Below are 25,743 nucleotides of genomic sequence, written 5' to 3'. Positions count from 1 at the left end.
GGATGGCCGAACCGGGGACGTCGTCCGACCCGCCGAGGTCCTGGGCTGGTTCAGCCCGAACGGTTATCATGGCCGGAGATCGGGCGATAAAGCCGACGAATAACCTCTCCTACGACGCTCCTCGATGCGGATATGACCTACCTTCCTTCGTAGAGAGGCCGGATCACCGAGCGCCGCAACAGTCGATGGGGGACGCACCTTGTTTAATACTTCGTTCATGAAGAGGCGGCTCGATCGTCAGCGATCCTCGGCGGGGATGATCGGGCGGCGGCGGGCCGTGGTGCCGCACCTGGAGGCGGTCGAAGCCAGGCTTTGCCCTTCCGGCCTGACTCCCGGCCTCGGGGTTTCGCGGGCGTTCAATGGCTACCAGACATACCACATCGACAACACCATCACCGGCCGAGTCGACACGATCCGAAGCTACGGCCTGGCCTCCGACGTCCCGGTCTTCGGCGATTTCGCGGGCACGACTTTGACGAACATCGGCGTCTACCGTCCTTCGACCGGGACGTGGCACCTGGACCTCAGGAACGACGGCTCGACGACGATCGCCGTCCCGTTCGGCGGCCCCGGCTGGCTCCCCGTCACCGGCGACATCGACGGCAACGGCACCACGGACCTGGGGGTCTACAACCCCTCCAATGGCGTCTGGCAGTTCTGCACTGACCTGAGCGGTCGCGCTTCGGTCTCCTTCGGCTACGGAGGATCGAACGGCGACGTGCCGCTGCTCGCGGACTTCAATCACGACGGCAAGGCCGACCCGGTCATCTACAACAACGGCCAGTGGCTCGTGGACACCAACTCCGATCGCATCCCCGACCAAGTCTATTCGTTCGGCGGCTTCGCCCCGGGGGCGACCCCCTTGATCTTCGACCTTTACGGGACGCACGATCCCGCCCTGGCCGTGGCCGCACCGCAGGCGAACGGCTCCTTGATGTGGTACATCAACCCGAACCGCGACGGCCGGACGGTCGGCCGGTACAACTTCGGCGTCGCCGGCGATCGGCCGATCAGCGGCTATTTCTCAACGGCCAACTCGCTGTTCGTCAACCCGTCCACGGGGGCCGACGTGTCGGGAGCCGGGACGTACGCCGCGCCCTATCGGACCATCAACGCGGCGGTCGCGGCGGCGGCCCCCGGGACGAGCATCCGACTCATGTCGGGAGCCTATGTCGAGAACGTCCAGATCATTCGCAAAGCGAACTTGAAGATCGTCGGCACCGGGCTGCAGTCGTCGGTCATCTACCCGACCCGAGGCGACGCGGTCCTCGTCCACAGCTCGGACAACATCTCGTTCGACAATTTGTGGTTCGCCGCGGCGGGGACCGACGGTCGCGGGCTCGTGCTGATCGGCTCGTCGGCCGACACCGGCCTGGTCCGAACCAACCTGACGCGCTGGATCGGCGTCCTCGCCACCGATACTCCCGGCCGCGCCACGACGCTCGACGCTCGGTACAGCCGGTTCGACGGCGTCCAGGTCGGGCAGGGGATCTATCTCCAGAGCGGGACGAACGCCGTGCTGATCGGCTGCACGGTCAACGGCAACGGGTTGGGCGCCAATCCCCGGGCCGACAGCGGCGGGATGGTCCTCGTCTCGAACACGACGGCGCGGATCGTCGGGACCACCTTCATCGGCAACCTCAACTCGGGCCTGATCGCCCACGACTCGGCTCGGGTCGAGATGAGCGGCTCGTATTCGGCGAACAGCATCCAGGGCAACGGAGCACTCTTCTTCGGCGCGACCACTGCGATACTGAGTGGGAATACGTTCGCGAACAACGGCAGGACCTTCGGCGCGGTCTCCGGCTTCAACGGCGTGGAGTTCTACGTCAACTTCGTGGGCTACGCCTCGGTGACTGGAAACAACTTCCGGGGGAACACGGCCAACGGCCTCTTCATCGGCAGCGCGCCCAACCTGATCCGGGTCGTCGGGAACGTGTTCGACTCGAACCTGATCGGCCTCAACTTCTTCGCCGAGACCAACGCGGCGAACGTCCAGATCCTCGGGAACCGCTTCAGGGTTCCTGCGAACCTAGGCCAGGAGCGTTTCGGCGTCGCGGGCGTCGGGCGTCTCGTGAACGCTCAGATCGGCGGGTCGGGCGCCGAGCAGAACGTCTTCGACGACTTCCCGAACTACCTGTCCATCGACCCGAGCCACACCGGAGGCACGCCGCTCCAGAACCTGGGGTGTCCGAACTTCGTGATCCTGGGGAACATCTATCGGCGCAACGGCGTCGCCCTGGACCCCGCGCTCGCCACCCACCCCTGCTGATCGTCCGGACCCGACGCCCGAGGCTCAGCGCTTCACGCCGCGGACGATCGCCCGGACGCAGTCGAGGCGGATCGAACTGCCGGCCTCGGGGACCGTCCGGAAGCCTCGCGCATCGAGGCCGCGGAGCATGGCCTCGCGGACGTCGTCCTTGGCCTCGCCGGGCGTTCCGCGATCGAACCACTCGTCGAAGTCGAGCGTGAATTCCTCCTCGACGTACCGGACGTCGCGAAGGCCCGCGGCGGCGAACAGGTCGACGATCTCGCCGCCGGTCAAGTTGCGGGTGTGGGTGCGGTCTCGCGCGACCTCCAGCTTCTGATGCAGCCGCGCGAGGGCCGGGTCGGGATCGGTGAGATGGTCGCACAGGACCACGATCCCGCCCGGTCGGATCAGCTCGACCTGCCGCGCGAGGAAGTCGCGCGGGTCGACGACGTGGTGCAGGACGTATCGCGAGTAGGCCCCGTCGAACGGGGCCAACTCGTCGAGCGCTGGGCCATGGACGGAGCCCTGGAGGAACCGAGCGGACTCGCGCGCGAATCCGCAACGCAATCGCGCTCGGTCCACCATGACGGGCGAGAGGTCGACGCCGACGACCTGGAACCCCGCCTTCAAGAAGGCCTCGCTCACCAGCCCCGGGCCGCAGCCCGCATCCAGGAGGCGGGCGGCGGGGTGGAAATCGGCCGCGCGGACGAGACTCTCAAGGGCCGTCGGGTCGGTCTGGACGGGGGCCTTTTCGAATCGAGCGGCCTGGTGATCGAAGGCTTCGGAGAGGTTCTCGTCGTGGGCGTCGTTCATGGCGGACTCGGCCTCAACTCCCGAAAAGGTCCCGGAGGGCCTTGCGGAACTTGCTGGGGGGGGTGGGACGCTGGGCGGGCAGGTCGCCCTTACGGTAGACCAGGACATCCTGGAAGCTCAGGAAGTTCGGCCGGCCGCACCAGGCACCGTAGTGCTTGCCCTCGACCTCGAAGCCTCGCTCGGCCAGCCAGCCCAGCAGGTCGCCCTCGTCGAAGCCGATGGCGTCTTCCGGGTCCGCAGGATTGCTCGTGTATCCGTCCCCGACCGGATGGACGAGCTCGAACGTGCTCCTCTTCGCGCGAATGAGCGGTCGCGACTCGTCGTTCAGCAGGAAGCAGGTCGTCAGGCAGCGTCCCCCTGGTCGCAAGACGCGACGGAACTCGTCCAGATAATGCCGAACGTCCTTGCCGAACATGTGGGTGAAGACCGACGTGAGGAAGATGAAGTCGAAGCTCTCGTCCTCGTAGGGGAAGCGGAATTCCTCGGCCTTGAACGCGCCTTGGGGGTTGTAATGCTTGTTGTAGACGTCGGCCTTCTGGAAGTGGAAGTTGGGGTAGCTCGGCGTGATCTTGGCCGAGGCCCAGTTCACGAGCTGGTCGATGATGTCGAACCCCTCGTACCGCGCCTCGGGCTTCAGGTAGTGGGCGAGCATGTAGGCCATCCGGCCCACGCCGCAGCCGACGTCGAGCACGTCGGCGTCCGACTTGAGGTCGGCGAGCTGGATGAAGTGCGTCAGGAACTCCTTGGACACGTCCAGGAACCCTACGCCGATCATGTTGATGTCTTCGACGCTCGGCTCGGGCAGCGAGGTCTTCGCCAGGTGGATGTGCACCTTGCCCCGACGGCCCTGGACGAGCGGGGTCACCGCGATGACCCCCGTCTCGGCCTCGGCGACCTGGGCGGGGTCGAGGCGGTATTTCAGGCGGAAACGGCAGGCGTCGGCGTGGTCGAGGCTGGGGTGGGCGGCCTTCACGTCGGGGCTGGGACGATCGCGATCGCCCGAGACCAGGGGGAGGTCGCGGCCGCGTAGGCTGACCCGGAAATCGTCGATTCGACCAGCGCCCCGGGTGGCCGACCACCCCTCCAGGGTCAACGTGTCGCCTTCCACCTTGACCGCGTCGAGACTGCCAGTCGTTTCGATCATCTTCCTGGATGCCTCCATGTTCGGGCGTCGCCCCGGCCGATCCTGACGCCGCATCGCACGACCGCGGCGGGGCGAGGCGCGCGATCCCTCGCGCGCCGCCGATCTTAATCAACCCTCGACGCCCGTCAATGCGGACCGAGGCTCGCGGGCCGTCAGTCGCCTTCGGATTCCTCCAGGATCTTGCGATAAGCGACGCGGGCGGCGTCGTACGCCTGGCGGGCGGCCTCTTTCTCGGAGGTGCGGATGGCCGGTTCCTTCTGCGACCAGCACTGATCGACCGACTTGAGGCACCACTCGGCCGACTTCCTGGACGCCCGGATCGGCTTGTCGCCGACCACCACGAACACGGGGTTGGTGTGCGACGTCGGGAAGATGCGGACGGCCACCCAGCTCGACTTGGCGACGGGGACCTCGAATTCCAGGTCCTGCACCGAGCCGTCGGCCTCGATCTCGCGACGTTCCACGGCCAGGCCGTTGACGACGACCTCGACGGGGACCTTGCGGGTGGCCCCCACCCGCGCCCGCTCGACGTGCCAGTACGGCTGCACGTCCAGCGGCCTGCTCCGGATCGACTCGGTGTCGATCGTGGGCGAGGGCGCCAGCATCGCCGCCGCTTTCACGCGAAGCTTGACCTTGCCGGGGCCCGCCAGCTTCAACTCGCTGCCGGCGTCGCCGAGCTCGCGATCGTCGACGGTCAGGTCGATGAGGTGGCTCTTGCCGTCCGAGACGTACGATCGGCCGTCCTTCAAGCCCTGGCACCAGCGGTCGAAGTCGAGCTTGCCGTCCTCCAACTGGACGTAGACGCGGCCGAGGCCCACCCGCTCGCCGTAAATGCACGGGAAATCGGTCTCGCCGCTGATCCGGGTGCGGTAACCGCAATTCAGCGTGTGATACCAGATGTTCAATTCCCAGGGGATCGGGGTGTCGACGGCGGACAGGAAGTCGACCGCGTCGTGCACCACGTCCACGATGTACTCGTTGCCGCCGATGCCGTCGAACGGCGGGATCTCGTCGTTCGGGATCGCGTCCGACTTCGTCTTCAGGCCCCATCCGGTGTGGGAGAAGCCGACGACTCCGCCTTGCTCCTTGCCCCATTTGAGCACGGGCAGGTCCCAGCTCGGCCATTCCTCGATCCGGGTCGTGCCGGGGAAGTCGTCCTCCTTGAGCCGCAGCAGGCAGAGGTGGCCGGCGTGGGACGAAGGAAAGCCGGAGACCTCCACGTCATAGCGCATCAGGTTCTCCGGCGTGGAGAGCTTGTGCACCTGGCCGTCGAAGAACGCCTTCTGGGCGTACCAGCACGGTCCCCAGCTCAGGACGCAGCCGACGTCGAGATCCTCGCCGAGGATGTGCCGCCACATATCGTCGGGCGTCACCCCTTCGGTCGGGCTCTCATAATGGGCGCAGCCCGCCGCGTGGACGTGGTGGTCGCCGGAGAACCAGTTCCGCTTCGCAAGGTGGATCCAGCGTTCGAGCTTGAAGCCCTCTCGATGCTCGCTCGCCTTCGGGACCGTGATCGACTTCGTGAGGACCTGATACTCCGGCCCTCGGGTGTACTCGACCTGGAATTCGCCGGCGGGCAGGAGTACGGTCTCGCCGTCGGCCCGGTAGATCTGGGGATGGAAGAAGAAATCGGGGGCGAGCCGCCGGCTGGGGGACGGATAGACCCGGCCCAGGCGGTCGCGGAAGATGAAAGAGGCCGTCGTCGGCCGGCCGTCCTCGTCGCGGACGTCAAGGGTCACCGCGACGGCGGGCTCGCAGGTGAAGAGGATGTCGACGTCGCTGCGGAACCCCAGGTCCTGGCTACCTTGCCCGACGCTGAAGGAGAACTTCGCCTCGCGACGGCCGGCGTCCCGGCTGGCGACCTGGAGGATCCGGTACTCCACCGACAGCCCGGAAAGCGTCCGCGTCATGGGGCGATCGCGGTAGAGGACGGCGTCGCACCAGCGCTCCACGAGGTCGGCCTTGCGGATCGTCGCCTTCGGCTCGGCGCTGCTGGTCGACTGCTTGTACATCGGCCCGGCGTTGGGGCTCTCCACGAGCAGCTCGGCGGTGACCCCGGGCTCGTTGTGGACCTTGACCAGGAAGACGGTCCAGCCGCCCTGGACCAGCCTGGGCGCGGCGGGTCCTTGCATCGACTTCACCCGGCTCTCGGGATTGATGCCGACGCCGACGAGGCAGTGGGCGTCCAGCACCTCCTGGATGGCCTTGACCCCTGGCCCGTCCTCGCCCGCCCCGACGGCGGCGTCGATCCCGGCCTTCTCCTCGGGGCTCAACGGCTGGCCCAGCATATCCAGGGCCTGGACGACCCGGCGGGCCTGGGCGGCTAATGGCTGAAATTCCACGTCCGCCACGATGGGAAGCGCGTCCGCGACCGCCGGACCGACGCCGATCGACGCGGAGAGTGCCAGTCCGACGAACAGCAGCGAGGCCAGGCGCGCGCGCGATGTCATGGTCGGCGGTCTCGATGGGGACGATGGAGATCCTGAAGAGCGTCCGCAGGCGACGATTGTGTCGCATCCCAGGGGGCGAAGCAACCGTCAGGCTCAACGCATCGGGCGACGGGCCGGGACCGGATCGGGTCGGACTTCGATCCTGAGGCGGCGTCGGATTCGTCAGGGCTCGATCCAACGCCTCGACCCTCAGGACGGCCCGCTCGCTACGGGCGCGGGGCCGCCCGGACGATCAGCCTGGGGCCCGAGGTTGATCGAGGGGCCCGCCCGGTCAAAGTCTTCTTGCACCCTCCAGATGATTCGCTTATGGTTCGCGGCCTATCGGGGACGACGCTCGTCGTTTCTCGACGCGTTCGTCGCACCGGCCGGGAGGGCCGGGGAAGGGCCGGGCCCCTCGGGTGCTCGGGAGGGATTCCGATGAGATGCCGTTGGTTCCGCCGGCTCCTGCTGGTCCCCCTTGGGATCGCCGTCGCGCCCGTCCTGATCTGGTCCCTGCTCGTCCTGGTCGCTCCGACGAACTGGGCGAGGAAGCATGTCATCGCCGCACTGGAACGCTCCAGCGGTCGGACGGTCGATTTGCAGAAGCTGCGACTCTGCTTCGGCGGCGGGCTCGACCTGGAGAACCTCAAGATCGGCGCGCCCGGATCGGCGGGAGACCCCTGGCTCGACGCCGACAAGGTCCACATCGACGTCAGCATCCTTCAGCTCGTCTGCGGCCGGCTCGACGCGACTTCACTGGACGTCGATGGGGTCCGGCTGCGCGTTCAGCGGCGTGCCGATGGGACGTTCGAACTGGCCGACCTCGTCCACTCTCAGGAGCCCGCCGCGCCTCCCTCGGGGAACGAGCCCTCCTGCGGCCCCACGAATCTCCAGATCCGCGTCCAGCGCGGCGAGGTCCACCTGATCGACGAGCCCACCCAGACCGACGTCGTGCTGAAGGACGTCGGCGGGGAGGGGACCTGGGAGGAAGGCAAGACGATCGCCGGCAGCCTGAGCGGCGAGGTCAATCACGGCGAGTTCCAGTTCTCGGGGTCGCTCAATCGCATCCCGGGCCGTCCCAGCTTCGAGGGTCAGTTGTGGGCGGACCGCGTCGTCCTCGACGACGGGATGTCGTTCCTCCGCTACTTGGTCCCGGTCCTCGCCGGCGCCACCCCCCGCGTTCAGGGCGACCTGACGATGGATCTCTACCTCCGGGGCGACGGCGAGACCCGCGAGCTCCTCAAGCAGACGCTCGTCGGCCAGGGCCGCATCCTGATCGACCCGATCGAGCTCGACGGCACCGAGCTGCTCGCCGAGGTCGAGAAGACCGTCACCCTCCCCACCAAGAGCCGCATGGGCTCGCTCCGCACCGACTTCACGGTGAAAGAGGGGCGGGTGAACACGAGCAAGCTTGCCCTGAACATCGCCAAGGCCCCGCTGGTCATCACGGGCTGGACGGACTTCGACGGCCGCCTCGACTATCGGATGAGCCTCGAAGGGATCTCGGAACGTGTCCCGGCCCGGGCTCGACAACTCCTCGCCGAACTGGACCTGGACGTCGACGCCCTCAGCAGCCTCCGGCTCAGCGGCACCGTGGACGACCTGAACGTGAGCGTCCTCGGCCGCGACGCGTCCACGCAGGCCCCCCTCGACGGACTCAACTCCACCCCCGACAAGCAGCGGCTCAAGCTCCTCGACCGCGAGCTCCTCGGCCGAAAAATTCGCGACAAGCTCCTGCGCTGAAGGCCCCCGACTGTGCGACCTGCGACGCCGTTGACGGCTCGCCTCCGCGTGTCCGGTCGTTTCGCCTGATAGCGCGAGGTCGTCCAGTCCGATCTGAACGACACGCACGAGCCGCAGGTCCGGGCCCCGCCACGACGATCTCCCACGCCGGGAGAAGCCAAGGGCTTGCGATTGCATGCATGTGTCGGAATCTTGATTCACGGCACGACGGAACCTAGAATCAGGACGTTCGAGCCTCGTTTGTGAGGCGCGAGAATCCAGGGAGGAGCCCACGGTGCCGAGGCGAGCTTGGATCGGGCTGTTGTGTTTCTGGCCGGGACTGCCGCAGATCTGGACCGGGCAGGAGGTCTTCGGGCTGCTGCTGGCCGGGCTGTTCGCGTCGACCGTGAACCTGGCGATCGCCGCCCGGTGGGTCTGGGTGGAGGCGTTCGCCCCAGGCTGGGCCGACTTCTTCGCCGCGGCCGCCGTCCTGACCTGGTCGGCCTCGTTCTGCTACACGGTCTGGTGGGTCTGGCTCTGCCATCCCGAACGGCATCGCGCCGAGATCGAACGGCTGTACTATGAGGCCGTCGAGGCCTACCTGCAAGGGCGTTGGAACGAGTCGCGACGCCGCGTGGAGCGGATCCTGGCCCTGGACGACACCGACGCCGACGCGCTGCTGCAACTCGGCGCGATCCACGTACGGACCCATCAGCCGGAACTGGCGCGGCGCGCGTTCCGGCAATGCCTCGAACAGGACGGCGGCGCGAAGTGGCGATGGGAGGTCGAGCGGGCCCTCCGATCGCTCGATCGGCCGGATTCCTGAGCAACGCCGAGCGAGGTCCGGATCGTCTTCGACCGGGAAGCGCGGACGGCCGACGGGGCGGGCCGGCGGGGATTGGCGACGCGGCGGTCGGGACGAGGGGCGGTGCCGGCGGCGGCGGAAAACCCGACCGGCGGCGTAGGCCGTATTGAACGGACGACCGTCCCCGGGTGTACAATGAAAGCATCAAGGAACGGCTCGTCGCCTCGATGGGGACGTCGGCCCGTCGCCGCTTAGAACGTGGGATCGGAGTAGACCGCATGTTTGAACGCTTCACCGATCGTGCCCGCAAGGTGATGCAGCTGGCCAACCAAGAGGCCCAGCGCTTCAACCACGAGTACGTCGGCACCGAACACGTCTTGCTGGGACTGATCAAGGAGGGGAGCGGGGTCGCCGCCAACGTCTTGCGGAATTTGGACGTGGACCTCCGCAAGATCCGCAACGAGGTCGAGAAGATCGTCCAGGCCGGCCCCGAGATGGTCACGATGGGGAAGCTCCCCCAGACGCCCCGGGCCAAGAAGGTCATCGAATACGCGATCGAGGAAGCCCGCAACCTGAACCACAATTACGTCGGCACCGAACACCTCCTGCTCGGCCTGTTGCGCGAGCAGGAAGGGGTGGCCGCTCAGGTCCTGATGAACCTGAACCTGAAGTTGGAAGAAGTCCGCGAGGAGGTGCTGAACTTGCTCGGTCACGGGATGGACGCTGGCGGCGAGGGTGGTGAACGCGGCGCCACGTCAAAAGGCAATAAGTCCAAGACGCCCGCCTTGGACTCGTTCGGACGCGACCTGACCGAACTGGCTCGGCAAACCAAGCTCGACCCGGTCATCGGCCGCCAGAATGAAATCGAGCGCGTGATCCAGGTGCTGTCGCGGCGCACCAAGAACAACCCCGTTCTCCTCGGCGAGGCGGGCGTGGGCAAGACGGCGATCGTCGAGGGGCTGGCGCAGCTCATCGTCGACGGCGGCGTCCCCGAGCTGCTCCGCGACCGCCGCATCGTCGTGCTCGACCTCGCGATGATGGTCGCCGGCACGAAGTACCGCGGCCAGTTCGAGGAGCGGATCAAGGCGGTCATGAACGAGGTCCGCCGGGCCAAGAACACGATCCTGTTCATCGACGAGCTGCACACGCTGGTCGGTGCCGGCGGGGCCGAGGGGGCGATCGACGCCTCCAACGTCCTCAAGCCGGCCCTCGCCCGCGGCGAGGTGCAGTGCATCGGCGCCACCACCCTCGACGAGTACCGCAAGTACATCGAGAAGGACGGGGCGCTGGAGCGTCGGTTCCAGATGATCATGGTCGAGCCCCCCAGCAAGAGCGAGGCCCTGGAGATCCTCCGCGGCCTCCGCGACCGCTACGAGGCCCACCACCGCGTCCAGATCACCGACGACGCGTTGGAGGCGGCCGTCGAGCTGTCCGACCGCTACATCACCGGCCGCTGCCTGCCGGATAAGGCGATCGACGTGGTCGACGAGTCGGGCGCCCGCGTCCGCCTCAAAGCCATGACCCGGCCGCCCGACCTCAAGGAGCTGGACGAGCAGATCGAGCGGCTCAACCAGGACAAGGAAGAGGCCGTCGCCAACCAGGACTTCGAGCGGGCCGCCGCCCTGCGCGACCAGGCCGACAAGCTCAAGAAGAAGAAGGAGACGATCACCCGCGAGTGGCGCGACCGCTCCAAGGAGATCGACGGCACGGTTGACGAGGAGGTCATCGCCGAGGTCGTCAGCAAGATGACCGGCATCCCCCTCACCCGCCTGGAGACCGAGGAGACCGCCCGCCTGCTCCGGATGGAAGAGGAGATCCAGAAGAAGGTCATCTCCCAGACCGAGGCCATCAAGCGGATCAGCGAGGCCGTGCGGCGCAGCCGGGCGGGGCTCAAGGATCCCAAGCGGCCGATCGGCAGCTTCATCTTCGCCGGCCCCACGGGCGTCGGGAAGACCCACCTGGCCAAGGCCCTCGCCGAGTTCATGTTCGGCGACGCCGACGCGTTGATCCAGATCGACATGTCGGAGTACATGGAGAAGCACAACGTCTCGCGGCTGATCGGCGCCCCTCCGGGCTACGTCGGCTACGAGGAGGGCGGCCAGCTCACCGAGAAGATCCGCCGCCGCCCCTACGCCGTGGTCCTCCTCGACGAGATCGAGAAGGCCCACCCCGACGTCTACAACATGCTCCTCCAGATCATGGAGGAAGGCCGGCTCACCGACAGCTTCGGCCGCAACGTCGACTTCAAGAACACCATCATCATCATGACGACCAACGCCGGCGCGGAGGTGACGTCGAGCACGAACATCTTCGGGTTCGACCGCGGCCGCGACGAGGCGGGCAGTTATGAGGAGATGAAGGAGCGGCTCAAGGTCGCCATCGAGAAATACTTCCGGCCCGAGTTCCTCAACCGGCTCGACGACGTCATCGTGTTCCACACGCTGACCCACGCCGATCTCAAGCGGATCGTCGACATCGAGCTGGCCAAGATCCGGGGCCGAATGGCCGACCGCGGCCTGGAGCTGGCGCTCACGGACGCCGCCAAGGACCTCATCATCGCCAAGGGCTACAACCCCGACTACGGCGCCCGACCGCTCCGTCGCGCGATCGAGAACATGATCGAGAATCCCATGTCGGAAGAGATCCTTCGCGGGACCTTCTCCGGCAAGAATCTCATCACGGTCGACGTCACGGGTGACGGCGAGAACGAGCCCAAGAAGCTCAAGTTCGACGCCGTCAACAAGGACGAGGCTCAGGGCCAGGAGCTGGCGGCCGTCGGCGGCGGCGACGCCTGACCCGACCAGCTAGCCGTCCTACGGCAGCATCGCAGTCGACGAGAGGGGGGCCCCGGCCCCCCTCTTCGCGTTCGAAGCCGGCGAGGCCCCGGGGCGGGTCCGTCCTATTTCGAGCGCCGAGCCGCCTCGAGCGGCCTGCCTCGGCGAATCATTCACATCCTCGCTAAGGGTGGTGCGTCATCGAAGCCCTGACCGTGATGCTCAGCGTCGCCGCCGCGATCATCGTGGTCGTGGTCGTTCTGACCTTGTTCTTCGGCCTCTTGAGCTGGCTGAGCAGGAGAGGCGGCTCGCTCGCCCGGGGGGTCTTCGGCTCGCGAGACCTGCTGAGGCCCGAAGCGTCGATCACGATCCACCTCGTCGACGGTGGCATCCTGAAAGACGCTCGCTATCTGGGGAACCTCCCCGATGAGCTATCCAAGTTCAGCGACATTCCGTTGGAACTGCGGGCGATGATCTTGATCCAACTTTCCGACGGTCGACGGAGCCTGATCCGGCCCAAGTCGATCAAATCCATCGACTTCAACGATCCGGAACCCAACGCCCCGTCCTCGGCCCGGACACGAGCCGACTCTTGAGGATGATGGGTTATGGGGAGCGTCGGCCGACATCGGCCTCGTCTCATTCCTCGTAGAATTCGCCCAGGCAGGAGTCGACGGCGTCGGGGACGAGCGACTTGTCCTTGTCGGCCGCCGGGGTCTCGCCGTTGGGAGAGACGGACGCGGGCATCTGCGGTCCCGAGGCTGGGGCCGCCGGCTTTGCAGGGGCCGGAACGTCGTTCCAGAGCCTGTCGACGACGACCACGAAGGCCGGCACGAGGATCGGCCGGACGAGGAAAGTGTCGAGCAGGATCCCGAGGCCCAGGGAGAAGCCCAACTCGCGCAGCGACGTCAGGCTGCCGGTGAGCATCGACCCGAAGGTGCCGGCCATGATGAGCCCGCACGAGCTGATGATTCCGCCGGTGTGGGCCACCGCGCGCCGGGTCCCCTCGACGACGCCGTACTTCGCCTCCTCCTCGATCACCCGGGCCATGAGCAGGATGTTGTAGTCCTCCCCCACGGCCACCAGGATCACGAACAGGAAGAAGCCGACGGTCCAGTCCAGCCCGCCCCAGGGCTCGGTCCCGTGGTGAAGGTTCTTGAAGACCAACTCCGTGATCCCCAGCGAGGCAAGGTAGCCCAGCACCACCGTCAGGATCAGGTAGAGGCACGTCCCCGGCCGGCGGATCAGGGCGACCAGGATGACATAGACCCCGAAGGTCACGAGGAAGTACATCCGGTGCTCGTCGCCCGTCGTGACCCGCATCAGGTCGTTCACGGCCGACGTCGATCCGGCCAGGCCGATGCCGACGCAGCCGTTGAGCGGGCCCTCGGGTCGGCTCGCGGCCTGGAGCGTCTCCTCGACCAGTGAGAGCGAGTCCAGGCTGGCTTTGGAGAACGGGTCGGTCTTGAAGACGATGTCGAACCGGGTGATGTGGTTCCGCGACTTCGTGGGGGCGGAATCCGGCTGGCCCGGCAGCTTTTCTTCGGCGGGATTGATGCTGACGTAGCGACCGTCGGCCGCCGCGCGGAGGGCCCGGTCGGCCATCTTCTGGAGGAACGTCATGTCGCTTTCGGGGATGGGCGGCTTCCCGAGCGGCTGCGAGAGCGAGCGGACCTCGGCCACGCCGGGGACGGCCAGCAGACGTTGCGTGACCTCGGCCACGCGGGCCCGGCCCTCGGGCGAGCGGAAGTCGAGCCTGGGGTTCTCCACCACCGCGATCGTCGGGCTCAACTCGCCCACCGCATAGTAGCGGCGGATCACCGAGGCCCCGATCACGCTCGGCCGATCCGGCGACAGGTCCGCGAGCTGACTGTAATTCGAGGTCGTCCCCGCCCCGATCACCGCCAGCGGCACCAGCGCGGACAGGCTGATGAGCAGGATCCAGATAGGATGTCGGACCACCAGGCTCGACACGGCCACCCAGAAGCCGGACATCGGCATCTCGTCCAGGCTCTCGGCCTCGCGGTCGGCCCCCCGTTCGTGGTGCGGCGGTCGGAACGGCCAGAAGATGATCCCGCCCAGCCACGAGAGCAGCATCGGGGCGAGCGTCAGCGCGGCCAGCAGGGCGATGGTCAGGCTCAGCGCGATGGCGGGCCCGGTGTAACGGATCTTCGCGAAGCTGGAGAAGTAGAGCATCCCCAGGCCGACGATGACCGTCCCCGCGCTGGCCACCAGGGCTCCGCCGACCTGCTCGATCGCCTCGCGCAAGGCGTCGTGCCGCGACCTGCCGCGCGCCAGTTCCTCGCGGTATCGGGCGATCAGGAACAGGCAGTAGTCGGTCCCGGCCCCGAAGAGCACCACCACCACGAAGACTCGCGTGATGTTGATCACCTGGAACGACATCCAGGGGATCACCGTGAGCGCCGCGATCGCCTTCATGGAGACGAGGACCGAGAACGCGATCGTCACCAGGGGGACCATGGCTAGCAGGGGGGATCGGTAGACGATCAGGAGGATGGCGACCACCAGGACGATCGTCGCCGTCGTGGTGTTCTCGATGCTCTCGTTCGCCGCCGTGTTCATGTCGTGGCCGACGACCGCCGAGCCCGACACCGATCGGGTGAGCCCCTCCGGGAGCGGGGGCTGGGCCGCGAGGTATTCCAGGATCTTGTCGACGGCGATCCGGGTCTTCCGCGACAGGTAGGTCCCGTTCAGCGAGACGATCGAGAGCACGGCCTGGCCGGGGCCGTCCGGGTCCTTGCCGATCAGGCGGGGGCCGATGACCGGGGATCGGTGGGTGTCGAGCTTCTTGACGCCGAGCGTGGGGTCGGCCTCGCTCCACTTGTAGAACTCGGCCGCGTGCTTCTCGACGAACGCCAGATCCTCCGGCGTCAGCGGCCCGGACTTCCGGTCGAAGATGAAGACGACCTGAGAGCTGGAGGCGTCGCGCGGGAAGCCACGCTCCAGGAGATTCTGGCCGACGACGCTCGGGTAATCGCTGGGGAAGAAGCGGACGTCGTCGTCCTTGGTCACTTCTTCCCATCGCGGTGCGTAAAGAAACAGCAGGGCCGTCGCCGAGATCCAGAGCAGGAGGATCACCCAGGACCGACGCTGCACCAGACCGGCGAGAAAAGGAAACATGGTCGGACTGGTTTCCCGAGGAGGTGCGATCGAGCGACTTCCACCTTGAAGTCGTCGTGAGGACCAGCCGTCGACCGGTCCCAAGTCGTCCCACGGCAAGCTTTTTGGTTGATCGGGACGAGCATAGTCGATACCCGTGCCGCTGTCAAAGCGAAACCCCCCGGCGGGCGGGGTCTGGCATCTTTCGGAGATCGGTCGAGGCCGCCGCACCCGGAACCCGTCGGCTAGCTTGGCCTGAAACTTGCCATGAGGAGTATTATGCTCTAGAAGAGACGGATCGGGCCGAACATCCGGCCCGAGAATGGGCCCTTGAGGAAACCTGCCTTGTCGCTTTCATCGCTTCGCGAGCTCTCAAGCCACTGGACGGGCCGCCTGGCCCACTACAACACGCATCGTAATGATGAGCATCTGAACGCGCTGTACGAAGAGACGCGCCGCTTCGTCGGCCTTCACCTGGAAAACGATCTCTGCCGTTCCGAGTACTGGTCGCGAGTCTCGCTCCACCGCAGGCTTGCCGTGCTCCTGTATCTGGTCGACCAGGGCGCCGTCGAATGGACGGTGCGTCACGGCCGCCACGTCTTCGCAGCACTCCCGAACGCCGAGGAATGGGTGGGCCGCCAGCCCGCGCTTCGCCCCTTCGCGAAGGCCACCCTGGAACTCGTCGCGGCCCTGCGTCACGACACCGCCCGCCGCGCCCGCTCGCGCAAGTCCTGATCCTGCCTCCGGCTTTCAATCGACCCCGCCGCGGTGGCTTCCCACGGGCCGCGGCGTGCTCAGCTGCTTCTCCCAGGTCGGCGACGTGGCCCGGCCTTCCCCCGCTCGACCATCCGCCGATACGCTTGGCGGCCCCTCCACTGCGCCCGCACGTGGGGGTCTCGGCTCCAGAAGCCTCGCCAGCGCAGCCAGGCCGTCCGAAGTCGGTATCGCCAGGGGACGTGCAATCGCCCGTCCCCGGCGAGGACCACCCCCGTGACCTGCGGCCGTCCGCGGGCCTCCCTGACGAGCCAGCCCTTGCGCGGCTGGATGGAATAGCCCGATCGTTCCAGGGCCGCTTCGATGGATCGCTGAAACCCCGCCGGCATGGGCCGTTCGACCCAGGAAAACGCCAGGTCGTCGCCGTAACGCGTGTAGCGCCCTCCCGATCGGCGGGCGAGGACCCGAAGCCGATCGTCGAGCCGCTCGTTCACGAGATTGCTCAGGCAAGGGCTCGTGGGCGCGCCCTGCGGCAGGCAGCCGCGGTAGGTGCAGAGGCGCATCAGCACGCCCAACGATTCGCCTCGCCAACCTTTCGAGACGAAAAACCGACGGACTCGCGCCGCGGTCGTCGACTCGAAGAAGTCGCGGAGGTCGACCGTGGCGATCCGCGTCCCGCGGGCGTGGGGGAGCGCATGCCGCACCGTCGACGCCCCGGGATGAAAAGCCGTCGCGCAGGGATGGACCGGAAGCCGGCCAAGGTACTCGTCGAGCAAACTTCGCTGGAGTCGTTTCAGGGCGGCGGATGGGGCGAGGAGCCGTCGGTTGCGGCCGTCGGGCTTGGGGATCGTGAACGGGCGATAGTGGTAGCGAGGGCCCAGGCGGAACGCGCGGAGTTCGTCCTCGGACAACCCGAGGATCGTGGAAAGTCGTCCCATCGCGCCGGAATCGTGCTCGAACCTGGGCAGGATCGACCGCAAGGCCGTCGGGATCAGGCGGCCGAGCGGACGCCAGGGGCTCATGCCGGGCGGTCCGGCTCGGAGGGTGGGGAAACCATCGGCGGCTTCGCCAGGAATGAGTCCAGGCCGGGGATGATGACGACGTTCCCGGACTTTGAGGCGAGCCGGGACAGCATCTCCAACTCCTGTAGCCGCAGGAGCAGGGGATTCTCCTGGAAGAGTCGAGCCGTGTTCGCCCGGGCCCGCGCCGCGGCGACCTCGTGGCGAGCGGTGGCCAGGCCGGCCCGTCCTTTCAGGTCGGCCTCGACCTCTTGCAGGAAGACCGAGCGGACCGAGCCAGGCAGCACCATGTCCTTGACGCCCACCCGGGTCAGCTCCAGGCCGTAGGACGTCGCCCGGGGCGCGACGCTTTCGAACAGGTTCTTCCCCAGCAGCTCGCGCTCCTTCAACAGCTCTTCCAGGGTCCGCCCGGTGATGGCTTCGCGGAGCGTGAGCTGGAGGTCCTGATAGAGCTGAGAGTGATAATCCTCGACCCGGTGTTTCGCGGCGACCGGATCCGCGACCCGATATTGCGCGATCAGGGTGACGCGGACTCCGATCTTCTCGCTGGTGAGGATCTCCTGCGCCTCGACGGTCTCGCTGACTTCGCGGACGTCGATGCGTTCGATGTTTCGGTCCTGCCAGAACCACGACCGATAGCGGCCCGGCGGGAGCGTCTCAAGGAACCGGCCGTGCTCGTAGAGCAGGCCCCGCTCATATTCGCGGACGATCACGGTGCGGCGCAACACGACCGGCTCCTCTCGACGACGAATGTCCCTCGTGGGACCGACGCTGGGATGACGGCGAGTCGGAGGGGGCGGCCGGGCAAGCCGGCGATCGCGGGCCGATCCTTGATGCCGGGCGCCGGCGAGCCTAAGGCCCTCGGCAGCCCGACAGGTATCCGGTCCGACGCAGGGCGATCGCGAGCCGCGGTCTCCCGCGGCCGGCGAGAGGACCCTCGCCCTGAGGCTCGGGCCTCCCTGTCTTCCCTCCGACGTTAGGCCTGCGACGCATCGCGTCGCAGGCCTAGCAATGCCCTCGACCGCGGTACGCTCGATCCAACCGGGGAGCGCCGCTAGGGCTTGAGGCGGCTCGATTCTATAGGCCCGCCCGCGGCCCCGCCAGTGTCGATCGACGGGCATCGGCGATCCGTTTCAACCGACGCCCGCGAGGGTGCCGCAGGCGGCCTGGATGTCCTTGCCGCCGGAGTAGCGGCGGACGATCGGCTGTCCGACGTGACGCGTCAGGGCGTCGCGAAACGCCTGGAGTTCCTCCGCCGTGGGCGGAAGGTAGCGGCCGGTCGTGTCCGTGACCTCGATGAGGTCGACCCGGACCGGCGTGTCGCCGATCAACTCGCCCAGGGCCCGGGCGTCCTCCTCGCCAACGTTCACGCCGCCGATGCAGACGTAAGCCAGCGTCACGCGGGCTCGCCTGGCGAGCGCATGCCGACGCGCCGCCGCCACGACCTCGGCGACCGGCCAGCGCGAGGCCACCGGGACCAGTTCTTTGCGCTTCGCGTCGGTCGCCGCGCCCAGGCTGACGGCCAGTCGGTAGCGATGCCCTTCCCGAGTATAGCGGTCGATCTCCGGGACGAGCCCCACGGTGCTGATCGTGATGGCCTTCGCGGCCACCGACCCCGCCGACGAGCTTCGCAGGAGGTCGGCCGCCGTCAGGACATGGTCGTAATTGAGGAAAGGCTCGCCCATCCCCATGAACACGGCGCCCGTCACCCGTCGCCCCTGAGCCTGCACCAGCTCGCGAGCCTGGAGGAACTGGTCGATGATCTCCCAGGCCTGGAGATTGCGCCGGATCGCCATCCGGGCGGTCGCGCAGAACGTGCAGCCCATCGCGCAACCGATCTGAGACGAGAGGCAGACGCTGACCGCGCCTTCTTTATGGAGGGGGATCAGGACCGTTTCCAACGCCAGCCCCTCGCCGGTCCGGAATCGGAGCTTCTGGAATCCGTCCTTCGGCGAGACGACCGACCCGTCGAGCGTCAGGCGGGGCAGGGGGGACGGCGCGACGGACAGGGCGAGCCGCTTCGGGATCTGCGACTCCGCCATCCACCGTCCCGGTTCGAGGACGCCGCGTCGAAAGATGGCGGAGAGCAGTTTGCGAACGACGGTCGCGTCGCAATCCCGCTCGGCGGCCCAGACCTCCAGTTCGCTCGGCCTGACGTTCCTGGGGTCCATCTTCGTCCACTCCACCACTTCTCGGACGCGCCGCAATCATGCCCGCCCGACCAGTCTAACGAAGTCAGGCTCCAGGATCGAACCCGACCGGCGCGTGCATTGCCATTATCCATCGTACAGTAAGGGTGGGACTTTCCGTGCGTACCCGGCTTCGAGGGGTCTCGCCTTCAGGAGAGGACTTCGCGACCCCACCCGTTGAATGTTCGCGGGCAGGATCCGAAGACCACGACGAGAGCCTTGGCCCTAATGAAAGGTCGTGCGGTTCGATCAAGCCTTCCGTCGAACGGGAAAGCACGCCGAACGAAGCCAATTTCTACGTGTCTTCCGGTGTCGCAAGGCGAATCGGTAAAATGAGTTGTGGAGATTTGGCTTCGTTCTCGGTGGGGACGAACGAACCCAAATGGGAATGGTGCCCGCCGCTCGCGGGTCGAGGCGGTTGGGACAGTCACTCGCCTGCGGCACCGAGAGTTCGATCCGAATTCCGGAGATTCCATACTCTTCATCACGCCGAGGATTCTCGGATTTGATGAACAAACCTTTGGGCAAGACCCTTCGTAGGAATGGGGAATTGCACACGATCAGGCCGGAAAGCCCGAGGCGAACCCCCTCGGGACTTGCCGGATCATGCGTTTCGGGCGGGCCGGTCATTCTCGGAGCCCGTCGCTATTCAGGATTTTCAAGAGGAGAAGGCAGAATATGAGTCGAAATCCCGTCGCCTGGGCGGCCCTGGTGGTCTCCTCGGCCGCCCTGGTCAGCTCGACGGGCGTCCTACGGCCGATGCCGGCCGCGCCCAAGGTTTCCCCCGAGGGGCAGAAGGTCGCCGAGGCGCTCTCGCAGGCCTACGAGTCGGTCGCCGAGTTCGTGAAGCCCTCGGCGGTCCTGATCAGCGTCAAGAAGAAGGCTTCGGGCCCCAACCTGAGGAACTTCCAGTTCCCGTTGCCGGGCAACCCGGGCGGTCCCGGCGGTAACGGTCGCGGTCCCCAGTCGCCGCGTGACATGAAGGACCTTGAGGAGATGCTCAAGAAGTTCTTCGGCCCTGAAGGCATGCCCGAGAAGAATCAGTTCGGCGGCCCTGGCAGCGGCGTCGGCTCCGGCTTCGTCTATGACGACCAGGGCCACATCTTGACCAACAACCACGTCATCGAAGGGGCCGAGAAGATCACCGTCGGCTTCCACGACGGCATCGAACTCCCCGCGACGGTCGTGGGGGCCGATGAGAAATCGGACGTGGCGGTCATCAAGGTCGACACCACCAATTATCCGGCCCTGCCGCGCGGTGACAGCCAGAAGTTGAAGGTCGGCGACCTCGTCATGGCCGTCGGCTCCCCCTTTGAGCTGAGCCAAAGCGTCACCACCGGCATCATCTCCGCCACCGAGCGGAACAACGTCCGGATCAACGACTACGAGTCGTTCCTCCAAACCGATGCGGCCATCAACCCGGGCAACTCCGGCGGGCCGCTCGTCAACATGGCCGGCGAGGTGGTCGGCGTGAACTCGGCGATCGTCACCGGCGGTCGCGGCAACGACGGCATCGGCTTCGCGATCCCCATCGACATGGCCGAGAACGTGGCCGATCAGCTCATCAAGTCGGGCAAGGTCAGCCGCTCGCGGATCGGCATCAAGCTCGACCCGCTCACCCCGGTGCTGGCCAAGCAGCTCGGGATCGAGAACGGTTCCAAGGGCATCCTCGTCGGCGACATCGTCGCGGGCAGCCCGGCCGACAAGGCGGGACTCAAGCAGGGCGACGTGATCGTCGGCTTTGGCGGCGAGAAGGTCGACGGCATCCCCGCCTTCCGGCTCAAGGTCGCCTCCAGCCCGGCCGGCCAGGAATACCCGGTCGAGTACTATCGCGACGGCCAGCGCAAGACGACGACGATCATCCCGGCGCCGGCTGAGAACGTCGTCTTCGACATCGAGCGCGAGATGGAGAAGAAGTCCGAGGCCGGTGAGCAGGCCAAGGAGCCGGAGAAGACCCCGGTGGGCGACTTCGGCCTGGAAGTCCAGCCGCTGACGCCCGAGCTCGCCAAGACCCTGGGCCTGGGCGAGGACGTCAAGGGTCTTCTCGTCTCCGACGTCAAGGAGAACAGCCCCGCCGAGGCCGAAGGGCTCAAGCAGGGCGACCTGATCACGAAGATCGTCAGCGACAAGAGCATCCAGCCGGTGGGCGACGTCAAGTCGTTCCAGGAGCTGGCCGCCAAGAGCGACGTCCTGTCGTTCTACGTGCAGTCCAGCTCGGCCCCCAGCCGGTTCGTCTCGCTGAGCAAGGGATCCAAGTGACCCCAGTTGCGCTCGGCACGCGGTGCTGAAAGCGAGAAAGGGCGGGTCGGCGTGAGCCGACCCGCCCTTTCGTCGATTTATGAAGATCCAAGTGACCGGGGGCCGCGGGGTCGATCAGTGGGTGCTTGCGACGATGTCGGTGGGTCGTCCTGGTGGTAAACGAGTTATCGACCCGCCACGCCGCCGGAATCACAGAATCCGCGGCCTTCCACGCGGAATCCGGACCTACTGGGTCGGCTCGTCGGGAGAGGGTGCACAATGCCGCACGCAACCCGAAATCCGGCCGGTCGGACTGGTCCGCGAGAAAGGAACTGCCCGCTTCGGCCGATCTGATGTATTGTAATAGGGAAGTCGGGACGAGGCGTCCGCGAGGCGACGGCCCGACCTCCGTCGAGAAACCGAAGAAGAGCCTGCCGGGGGGTCCGATGGACGGCAGGCTCTCGCCATTTCCCTCCCGCGGGCCGAGGACGAGGGTCGCGATGATCGATCCGATAACGAATCCCGGATCTGAAGAGCACGAGTCGACCGAACGCTACGACATCGAAGTCGCGCCCCGGGTGCGCAGCCTCCCGCCGTACCTGTTCGGCAAGATCAACGAGCTGAAGTATCGGAAGCGCACGGCCGGGATCGACGTGATCGACCTCGGCATGGGTAACCCGACCGACCCGCCCGGCGATTGGGTGATCGACAAGCTGTGCGAGGCGGCCCGGGACTCGCGCAACCACCGCTACAGCGTGTCCAACGGCGTCTACAACCTGCGTCGCGAGGTCGCCGCCAAGTACGAGAAACGGTTCGGAGTGAAGCTCGACCCGGACCATGAGGTCGTGGCGACGATCGGTTCGAAGGAGGGGTTCAGCCACATGTGCCTGGCCCTCCTCGGGCCGGGCGACACGGCCCTGGTGCCGGCCCCGAGCTTTCCGATCCATATCCACGCCATCGCGCTGGCCTCGGCCAACGTGATCTCGCTGGACGTAAGGGACTCGCAGTCCTTCCTCACGAACATCGCCCGGGTCTGCGAGAGCCTGCACCCCAGGCCCAAGATCCTCGTTTTGAACTACCCGCACAACCCGACATCCACCGTCGTCGAGCCGGCCTTCTTCGAGGAGATCGTCGGGCTCGCGAAGAAGTACCGATTCTTCGTGATCCACGACTTCGCCTACGGCGACATCGGCTTCGACGGCTACCAGCCGCCGAGCTTCCTGTCGGTCAAGGACGCGATCAAGGTCGGCTGCGAATTCACGACCATGTCCAAGGGCTACAACATGGCCGGATGGCGGGTCGGCTTCGCGGCCGGCAACCGCGACATGCTGGGCGCGCTCAAGGCGATCAAGGGTTACTACGATTACGGCCTCTTCCAGGCGGTCCAGGTCGCCGCGATCGTGGCCCTGCGGCACGGCGAGGAAGGCCGGCTCGCCCAGGTGGCCGAGTATCAGGAGCGTCGGAACGTCATGGTCCGGGGCCTGAAGCGACAGGGCTGGGAGGTCGAGGCTCCGCGCGCCGGGATGTTCGTCTGGGCGAACATGCCCGAGCCCTGGCGGAGCCAGATGGGCTCGATCGACTTCGCCATGAAGCTGCTCGAAGAGGCGAACGTGGCGGTCAGCCCGGGCCGAGGCTTCGGCGAGGCGGGCGAAGGCTCGTTGCGGCTCGCACTCGTGGAGAACGCCCACCGCCTCCGTCAGGCCATCCGCCAGATCGGCCGCTGCCTGCGTCTGGAGCAGGCCGTCAACTGATTTGAGCAGGTTCGGGATTCGAAACGAAATCGCCGCGGGCCCGGACCCACTTGGTCCCGGGCCCGCGGCGGCTTTTTGTTTCAACGACCGCGATCGGATCAAGCGTCGCGGTTTCGCCCGTGCGAGGTCGGAGGCGGGTTCTCGTGATGCGAGGGCCCGCTTGCGACCGCATTCCCCTTCGGAGGCGGGAGCAGCTCCATGCGGCCGAAGATCATCCGCCCGGCACTCGTCTGGAGCACGCTGGTTACGATCAGTCGCACGATCTCGCCGAGGTGGTGAGCCCCCTGCTCGGCGACGACCATCGTGCCGTCGTCGAGATAGCCGACGCCCTGGCCGGCCTCCTCGCCCCGCTTGATCAGCTTGACGTTCAGGTTTTCGCCGGGAAGGACGATCGGCTTCATCGCGTTGGCGAGGTCGTTCAGGTTGATCACGTCGACCCCCTGGAGCCTTGCGATCTTGTTGAGGTTGTAGTCGTTCGTCACGACCTTCCCCCCCAGATGCTTCGCCAGGATCACCAGCCGCTGGTCGACCTCGCGGACGCCGGCCAGCTCGGGGATCTCGGCGTCGTCGATCCGTACCTCGACGCCCGGCGACTTCTGGAGCCGATTCAGGATGTCCAGCCCGCGACGGCCGCGATTGCGCCGGAGCTTGTCCGAGCTGTCGGCGATGCCCTGGAGTTCCTGGAGGACGAACCGCGGGACCACCATCGGCTGGTCGATCACCTTGGTCTCGGCCACGTCGGCGATCCGCCCGTCGATCACGACGGAGGTGTCGAGGACCAGGGGCCTGGCCCCTTTGACTTCCTTGGAAAACTCGACGTAGGGGATCACGAACCGGAAATCGTCCTTGGTCTGCAACAGGGTCGAGATGCAGATGTACGTGACGAATATCATCAGCACGCTGGCGATCGCCGAGTGGATCTTGGGGTTGATGTAGAGCTGCAACGCGGGCTCGACGGCGTCGGTGATCAGGTTGCTGAGGAAGATGCCGACGATCACCCCGAAATAGATCGCCGAGATCGTCTGGATCTTCTTCCGCGGCGTCAGCAGGTCGCCCATCACGAACGCGATGGCGGCCAGCATCAGGCCGATGAAGAAAACGTACGGCTTGCCGATCTCGTTCTCGCCGACGACCCGAGCGACGCGGACGCCGAGCCCGGCGACCACGAGGATGAACGTCAGTCGAATCAGGACGAGCAACATGGGATGGTGGACCTCGCTACGCTCGAACCGCCGGGATGGTCCGGCCATTGATCCAAGATGGGGCGCAATGAAATAAAAAGCTAGATGAAATCATTCGGTCAAAGTCGCGCCGGCCTTGAGGTCGGCCTCGATCTCGCGTCGCAGGCGCTCCTGGAACGAGCGGAGGCTTTCGGTGACGACCTTCGTCTCGCCGAGCACCGGCATGAAATTCACGTCTCCGTCCCAGCGCGGGACGATGTGCCAGTGGAGGTGCCCCGGCAATCCCGCGCCCGCGGCCTTGCCCTGGTTGAGCCCCACGTTGTATCCCTGAGGCCGCATCATCCGGTCGAGGATCCGAAGCATCCAGCGAATCGTCTGGACGGGCTCGACGAGCGATCGGCCCTCGAGGTCCTGAAGGCTGCCCTTGTGGACGATCGGGGCGACGAGCAGGTGGCCGTTGTTGTACGGATATCGATTGAGGATCACCACCGTCTCTTCGCCGCGCCAGGCGATGAGATTCTCGCCATCGCGATCCTCGGCCAGGCCCTGACAGAGGAAGCACGAGGAGGCCGGCCGGGACTCCGGGTCCGTGCCGGAAACATACTGCGCACGCCAGGGCGCCCAGATTCGATCGATCACGGTCGAGGTCCTCGAGGCTCCGGAAAGCCCGGTGCCCGGATGAGGCCGGCATCGAGAGCGAGCGGATGTTTCGCACGACGGTCCGTCACGCCCGAGAAGCCGGGCCCACGCCGACTCCTAATGGATCATAACAGGCGGGGGTCGGAGATGTCTCTCCAAGACCTGATCAAAACAAGGGAAAGGATCGGATGGGCGGGGCGTTCGGTCGGCGAGGGCTCGCACCGGATCGGTCGACTTCCCATCGGCTCACAGCAAGCTGCGTCCCCAGAACGGGGAGCAGCGGGCCCAGACCCGGCCGGTGATGTGCTCGCTCTCGACGACCATCAGGGGGGCCCGGGACTCGCCCGGGCGCGGGCGGGTCTCGGGGTCGAGGAGGACGTGATTGCCTGGAACTCGGAACTTCCAGCGCCTCGGATACCCGGCGAACGCCTGCCCCGACTTCACGTCGATCTCCTCACCGTTGACGGTCCATCGCTTTCCCGTCCATTCCACCTCCTGGCCGCCGACCGCGACGACCCGGGCCGCGCTCTGCAGCCCCGTCGCCGAGCCGTCGAGCCAGACCCACTGGCCGGGCGAGGGGAGGCGATCCTTGTACGCGAGCCGATTGACGAGGTAGGAGCCGTCCCCCGGATCGGGGCCGTGACTCGGCCAGGCCAGGAGCGTAAGCAGGGCGAACGCCGGCGCATGGAGGGCCAGCCCGAGTCCGGCGCCCGTCACGGCGAGTACCGGAGTCGGCGTCAGCCCGGAGAACGGATTCTGCCGGGCCGCGTCCACCCAACTCAGGCCCTGGAACGCGATCGAGGCGACCAGGAAGAACCAGGTCGCCGGACTCCCCCAGAGCAGCAGCGAAGTCGCCGCCGAGACCGCATACATCCCCGCCAACGCCGCACCCCGAGCCCGACGGCCGGACGTCCACTGGGGATATCCCGGGACGAGGAAGGTCAGCTGCGGCAC

18 protein-coding genes are annotated in these 25,743 nt (G+C 66.8%); 8 read left to right on the top strand and 10 right to left on the bottom strand.

Annotated elements, in window-relative coordinates:
• Positions 1-256 precede the first annotated feature (256 nt).
• Positions 257-2,272, top strand: coding sequence for a right-handed parallel beta-helix repeat-containing protein (locus tag G6O68_RS05845; protein ID WP_165245799.1), 2,016 nt, complete (start codon positions 257-259; stop codon positions 2,270-2,272).
• A 24-nt stretch (positions 2,273-2,296) separates the two neighbouring features.
• Here G6O68_RS05845 and G6O68_RS05840 read toward each other — a convergent pair whose 3' ends face one another.
• The 3 genes from G6O68_RS05840 to G6O68_RS05830 form a co-directional block, all read right to left on the bottom strand.
• Complete coding sequence (locus G6O68_RS05840) at positions 2,297-3,064, bottom strand: class I SAM-dependent methyltransferase (RefSeq protein ID WP_165245797.1); 768 nt, start codon at positions 3,062-3,064, stop codon at positions 2,297-2,299.
• A 13-nt stretch (positions 3,065-3,077) separates the two neighbouring features.
• On the bottom strand, positions 3,078-4,208 hold the full coding sequence (locus G6O68_RS05835; RefSeq protein ID WP_165245795.1) for a class I SAM-dependent methyltransferase: 1,131 nt from the start codon (positions 4,206-4,208) through the stop codon (positions 3,078-3,080).
• 152 nt (positions 4,209-4,360) lie between these two features.
• The gene (locus tag G6O68_RS05830) at positions 4,361-6,658 is read right to left on the bottom strand and encodes a CehA/McbA family metallohydrolase (RefSeq protein WP_165245793.1); all 2,298 of its coding nucleotides are present in this window, start codon (positions 6,656-6,658) and stop codon (positions 4,361-4,363) included.
• Between the two features lie 417 nt (positions 6,659-7,075).
• Between G6O68_RS05830 and G6O68_RS05825 the strand changes: the two genes are divergently transcribed.
• From G6O68_RS05825 to G6O68_RS05810, 4 genes are all read left to right on the top strand, one after another.
• Positions 7,076-8,380, top strand: coding sequence for an AsmA family protein (locus tag G6O68_RS05825; protein ID WP_165245791.1), 1,305 nt, complete (start codon positions 7,076-7,078; stop codon positions 8,378-8,380).
• 274 nt (positions 8,381-8,654) lie between these two features.
• On the top strand, positions 8,655-9,185 hold the full coding sequence (locus G6O68_RS05820) for a tetratricopeptide repeat protein (RefSeq protein ID WP_165245789.1): 531 nt from the start codon (positions 8,655-8,657) through the stop codon (positions 9,183-9,185).
• 257 nt (positions 9,186-9,442) lie between these two features.
• Positions 9,443-11,959, top strand: coding sequence for an ATP-dependent Clp protease ATP-binding subunit (locus tag G6O68_RS05815; protein ID WP_165245787.1), 2,517 nt, complete (start codon positions 9,443-9,445; stop codon positions 11,957-11,959).
• A 194-nt stretch (positions 11,960-12,153) separates the two neighbouring features.
• Entirely contained in the window at positions 12,154-12,534 is a 381-nt protein-coding gene (locus G6O68_RS05810; RefSeq protein ID WP_165245785.1) for a hypothetical protein, read from the top strand.
• Between the two features lie 43 nt (positions 12,535-12,577).
• Here the strand turns inward: G6O68_RS05810 and G6O68_RS05805 are convergent, their stop codons facing one another.
• Complete coding sequence (locus tag G6O68_RS05805) at positions 12,578-15,079, bottom strand: MMPL family transporter (RefSeq protein WP_165245783.1); 2,502 nt, start codon at positions 15,077-15,079, stop codon at positions 12,578-12,580.
• A gap of 324 nt (positions 15,080-15,403) precedes the next feature.
• On the opposite strand from G6O68_RS05805, the gene G6O68_RS05800 reads away from it, so the two are divergent.
• Positions 15,404-15,793, top strand: a complete 390-nt coding sequence (locus G6O68_RS05800; RefSeq protein WP_240911061.1) for a hypothetical protein — start codon at positions 15,404-15,406, stop codon at positions 15,791-15,793.
• A gap of 59 nt (positions 15,794-15,852) precedes the next feature.
• Here the strand turns inward: G6O68_RS05800 and G6O68_RS05795 are convergent, their stop codons facing one another.
• The 3 genes from G6O68_RS05795 to rlmN all read right to left on the bottom strand — a co-directional run bounded on the left by G6O68_RS05795 (position 15,853) and on the right by rlmN (position 18,962).
• The gene (locus tag G6O68_RS05795) at positions 15,853-16,794 is read right to left on the bottom strand and encodes a reverse transcriptase domain-containing protein (protein ID WP_165245780.1); all 942 of its coding nucleotides are present in this window, start codon (positions 16,792-16,794) and stop codon (positions 15,853-15,855) included.
• Complete coding sequence (locus G6O68_RS05790; RefSeq protein WP_165245778.1) at positions 16,791-17,519, bottom strand: SPFH domain-containing protein; 729 nt, start codon at positions 17,517-17,519, stop codon at positions 16,791-16,793. The genes G6O68_RS05795 and G6O68_RS05790 overlap by 4 nt, the downstream gene beginning before the upstream one ends.
• 405 nt (positions 17,520-17,924) lie before the next feature.
• Positions 17,925-18,962, bottom strand: a complete 1,038-nt coding sequence (rlmN, locus tag G6O68_RS05785; RefSeq protein ID WP_165245776.1) for a 23S rRNA (adenine(2503)-C(2))-methyltransferase RlmN — start codon at positions 18,960-18,962, stop codon at positions 17,925-17,927.
• Positions 18,963-19,658: 696 nt separating this feature from the next.
• Here rlmN and G6O68_RS05780 point away from each other — a divergent pair.
• Both G6O68_RS05780 and G6O68_RS05775 read left to right on the top strand, forming a co-directional pair.
• Positions 19,659-21,239, top strand: coding sequence for a trypsin-like peptidase domain-containing protein (locus G6O68_RS05780; protein WP_165245774.1), 1,581 nt, complete (start codon positions 19,659-19,661; stop codon positions 21,237-21,239).
• 479 nt (positions 21,240-21,718) lie between these two features.
• Entirely contained in the window at positions 21,719-22,969 is a 1,251-nt protein-coding gene (locus G6O68_RS05775) for an aminotransferase class I/II-fold pyridoxal phosphate-dependent enzyme (RefSeq protein WP_165245772.1), read from the top strand.
• 98 nt (positions 22,970-23,067) lie between these two features.
• On the opposite strand, the gene G6O68_RS05770 is transcribed toward G6O68_RS05775, so the two are convergent.
• The 3 genes from G6O68_RS05770 to G6O68_RS05760 form a co-directional block, all read right to left on the bottom strand.
• A complete protein-coding gene (locus G6O68_RS05770; protein ID WP_165245770.1) occupies positions 23,068-24,171 on the bottom strand; it encodes a PIN/TRAM domain-containing protein in 1,104 nt (367 codons plus the stop codon).
• 90 nt (positions 24,172-24,261) lie between these two features.
• A complete protein-coding gene (locus G6O68_RS05765; RefSeq protein ID WP_240911060.1) occupies positions 24,262-24,789 on the bottom strand; it encodes an HIT family protein in 528 nt (175 codons plus the stop codon).
• 246 nt (positions 24,790-25,035) lie between these two features.
• Positions 25,036-25,743, bottom strand: coding sequence for a S26 family signal peptidase (locus tag G6O68_RS05760; RefSeq protein WP_165245768.1), 708 nt, complete (start codon positions 25,741-25,743; stop codon positions 25,036-25,038).

Origin of the sequence: Paludisphaera soli, assembly GCF_011064595.1 — a bacterium.
Lineage (GTDB): Bacteria > Planctomycetota > Planctomycetia > Isosphaerales > Isosphaeraceae > Paludisphaera > Paludisphaera soli.
The sequence above is the reverse complement of the archived record's forward strand: the minus strand, read 5'-3'. Positions and strand labels throughout refer to the sequence as shown.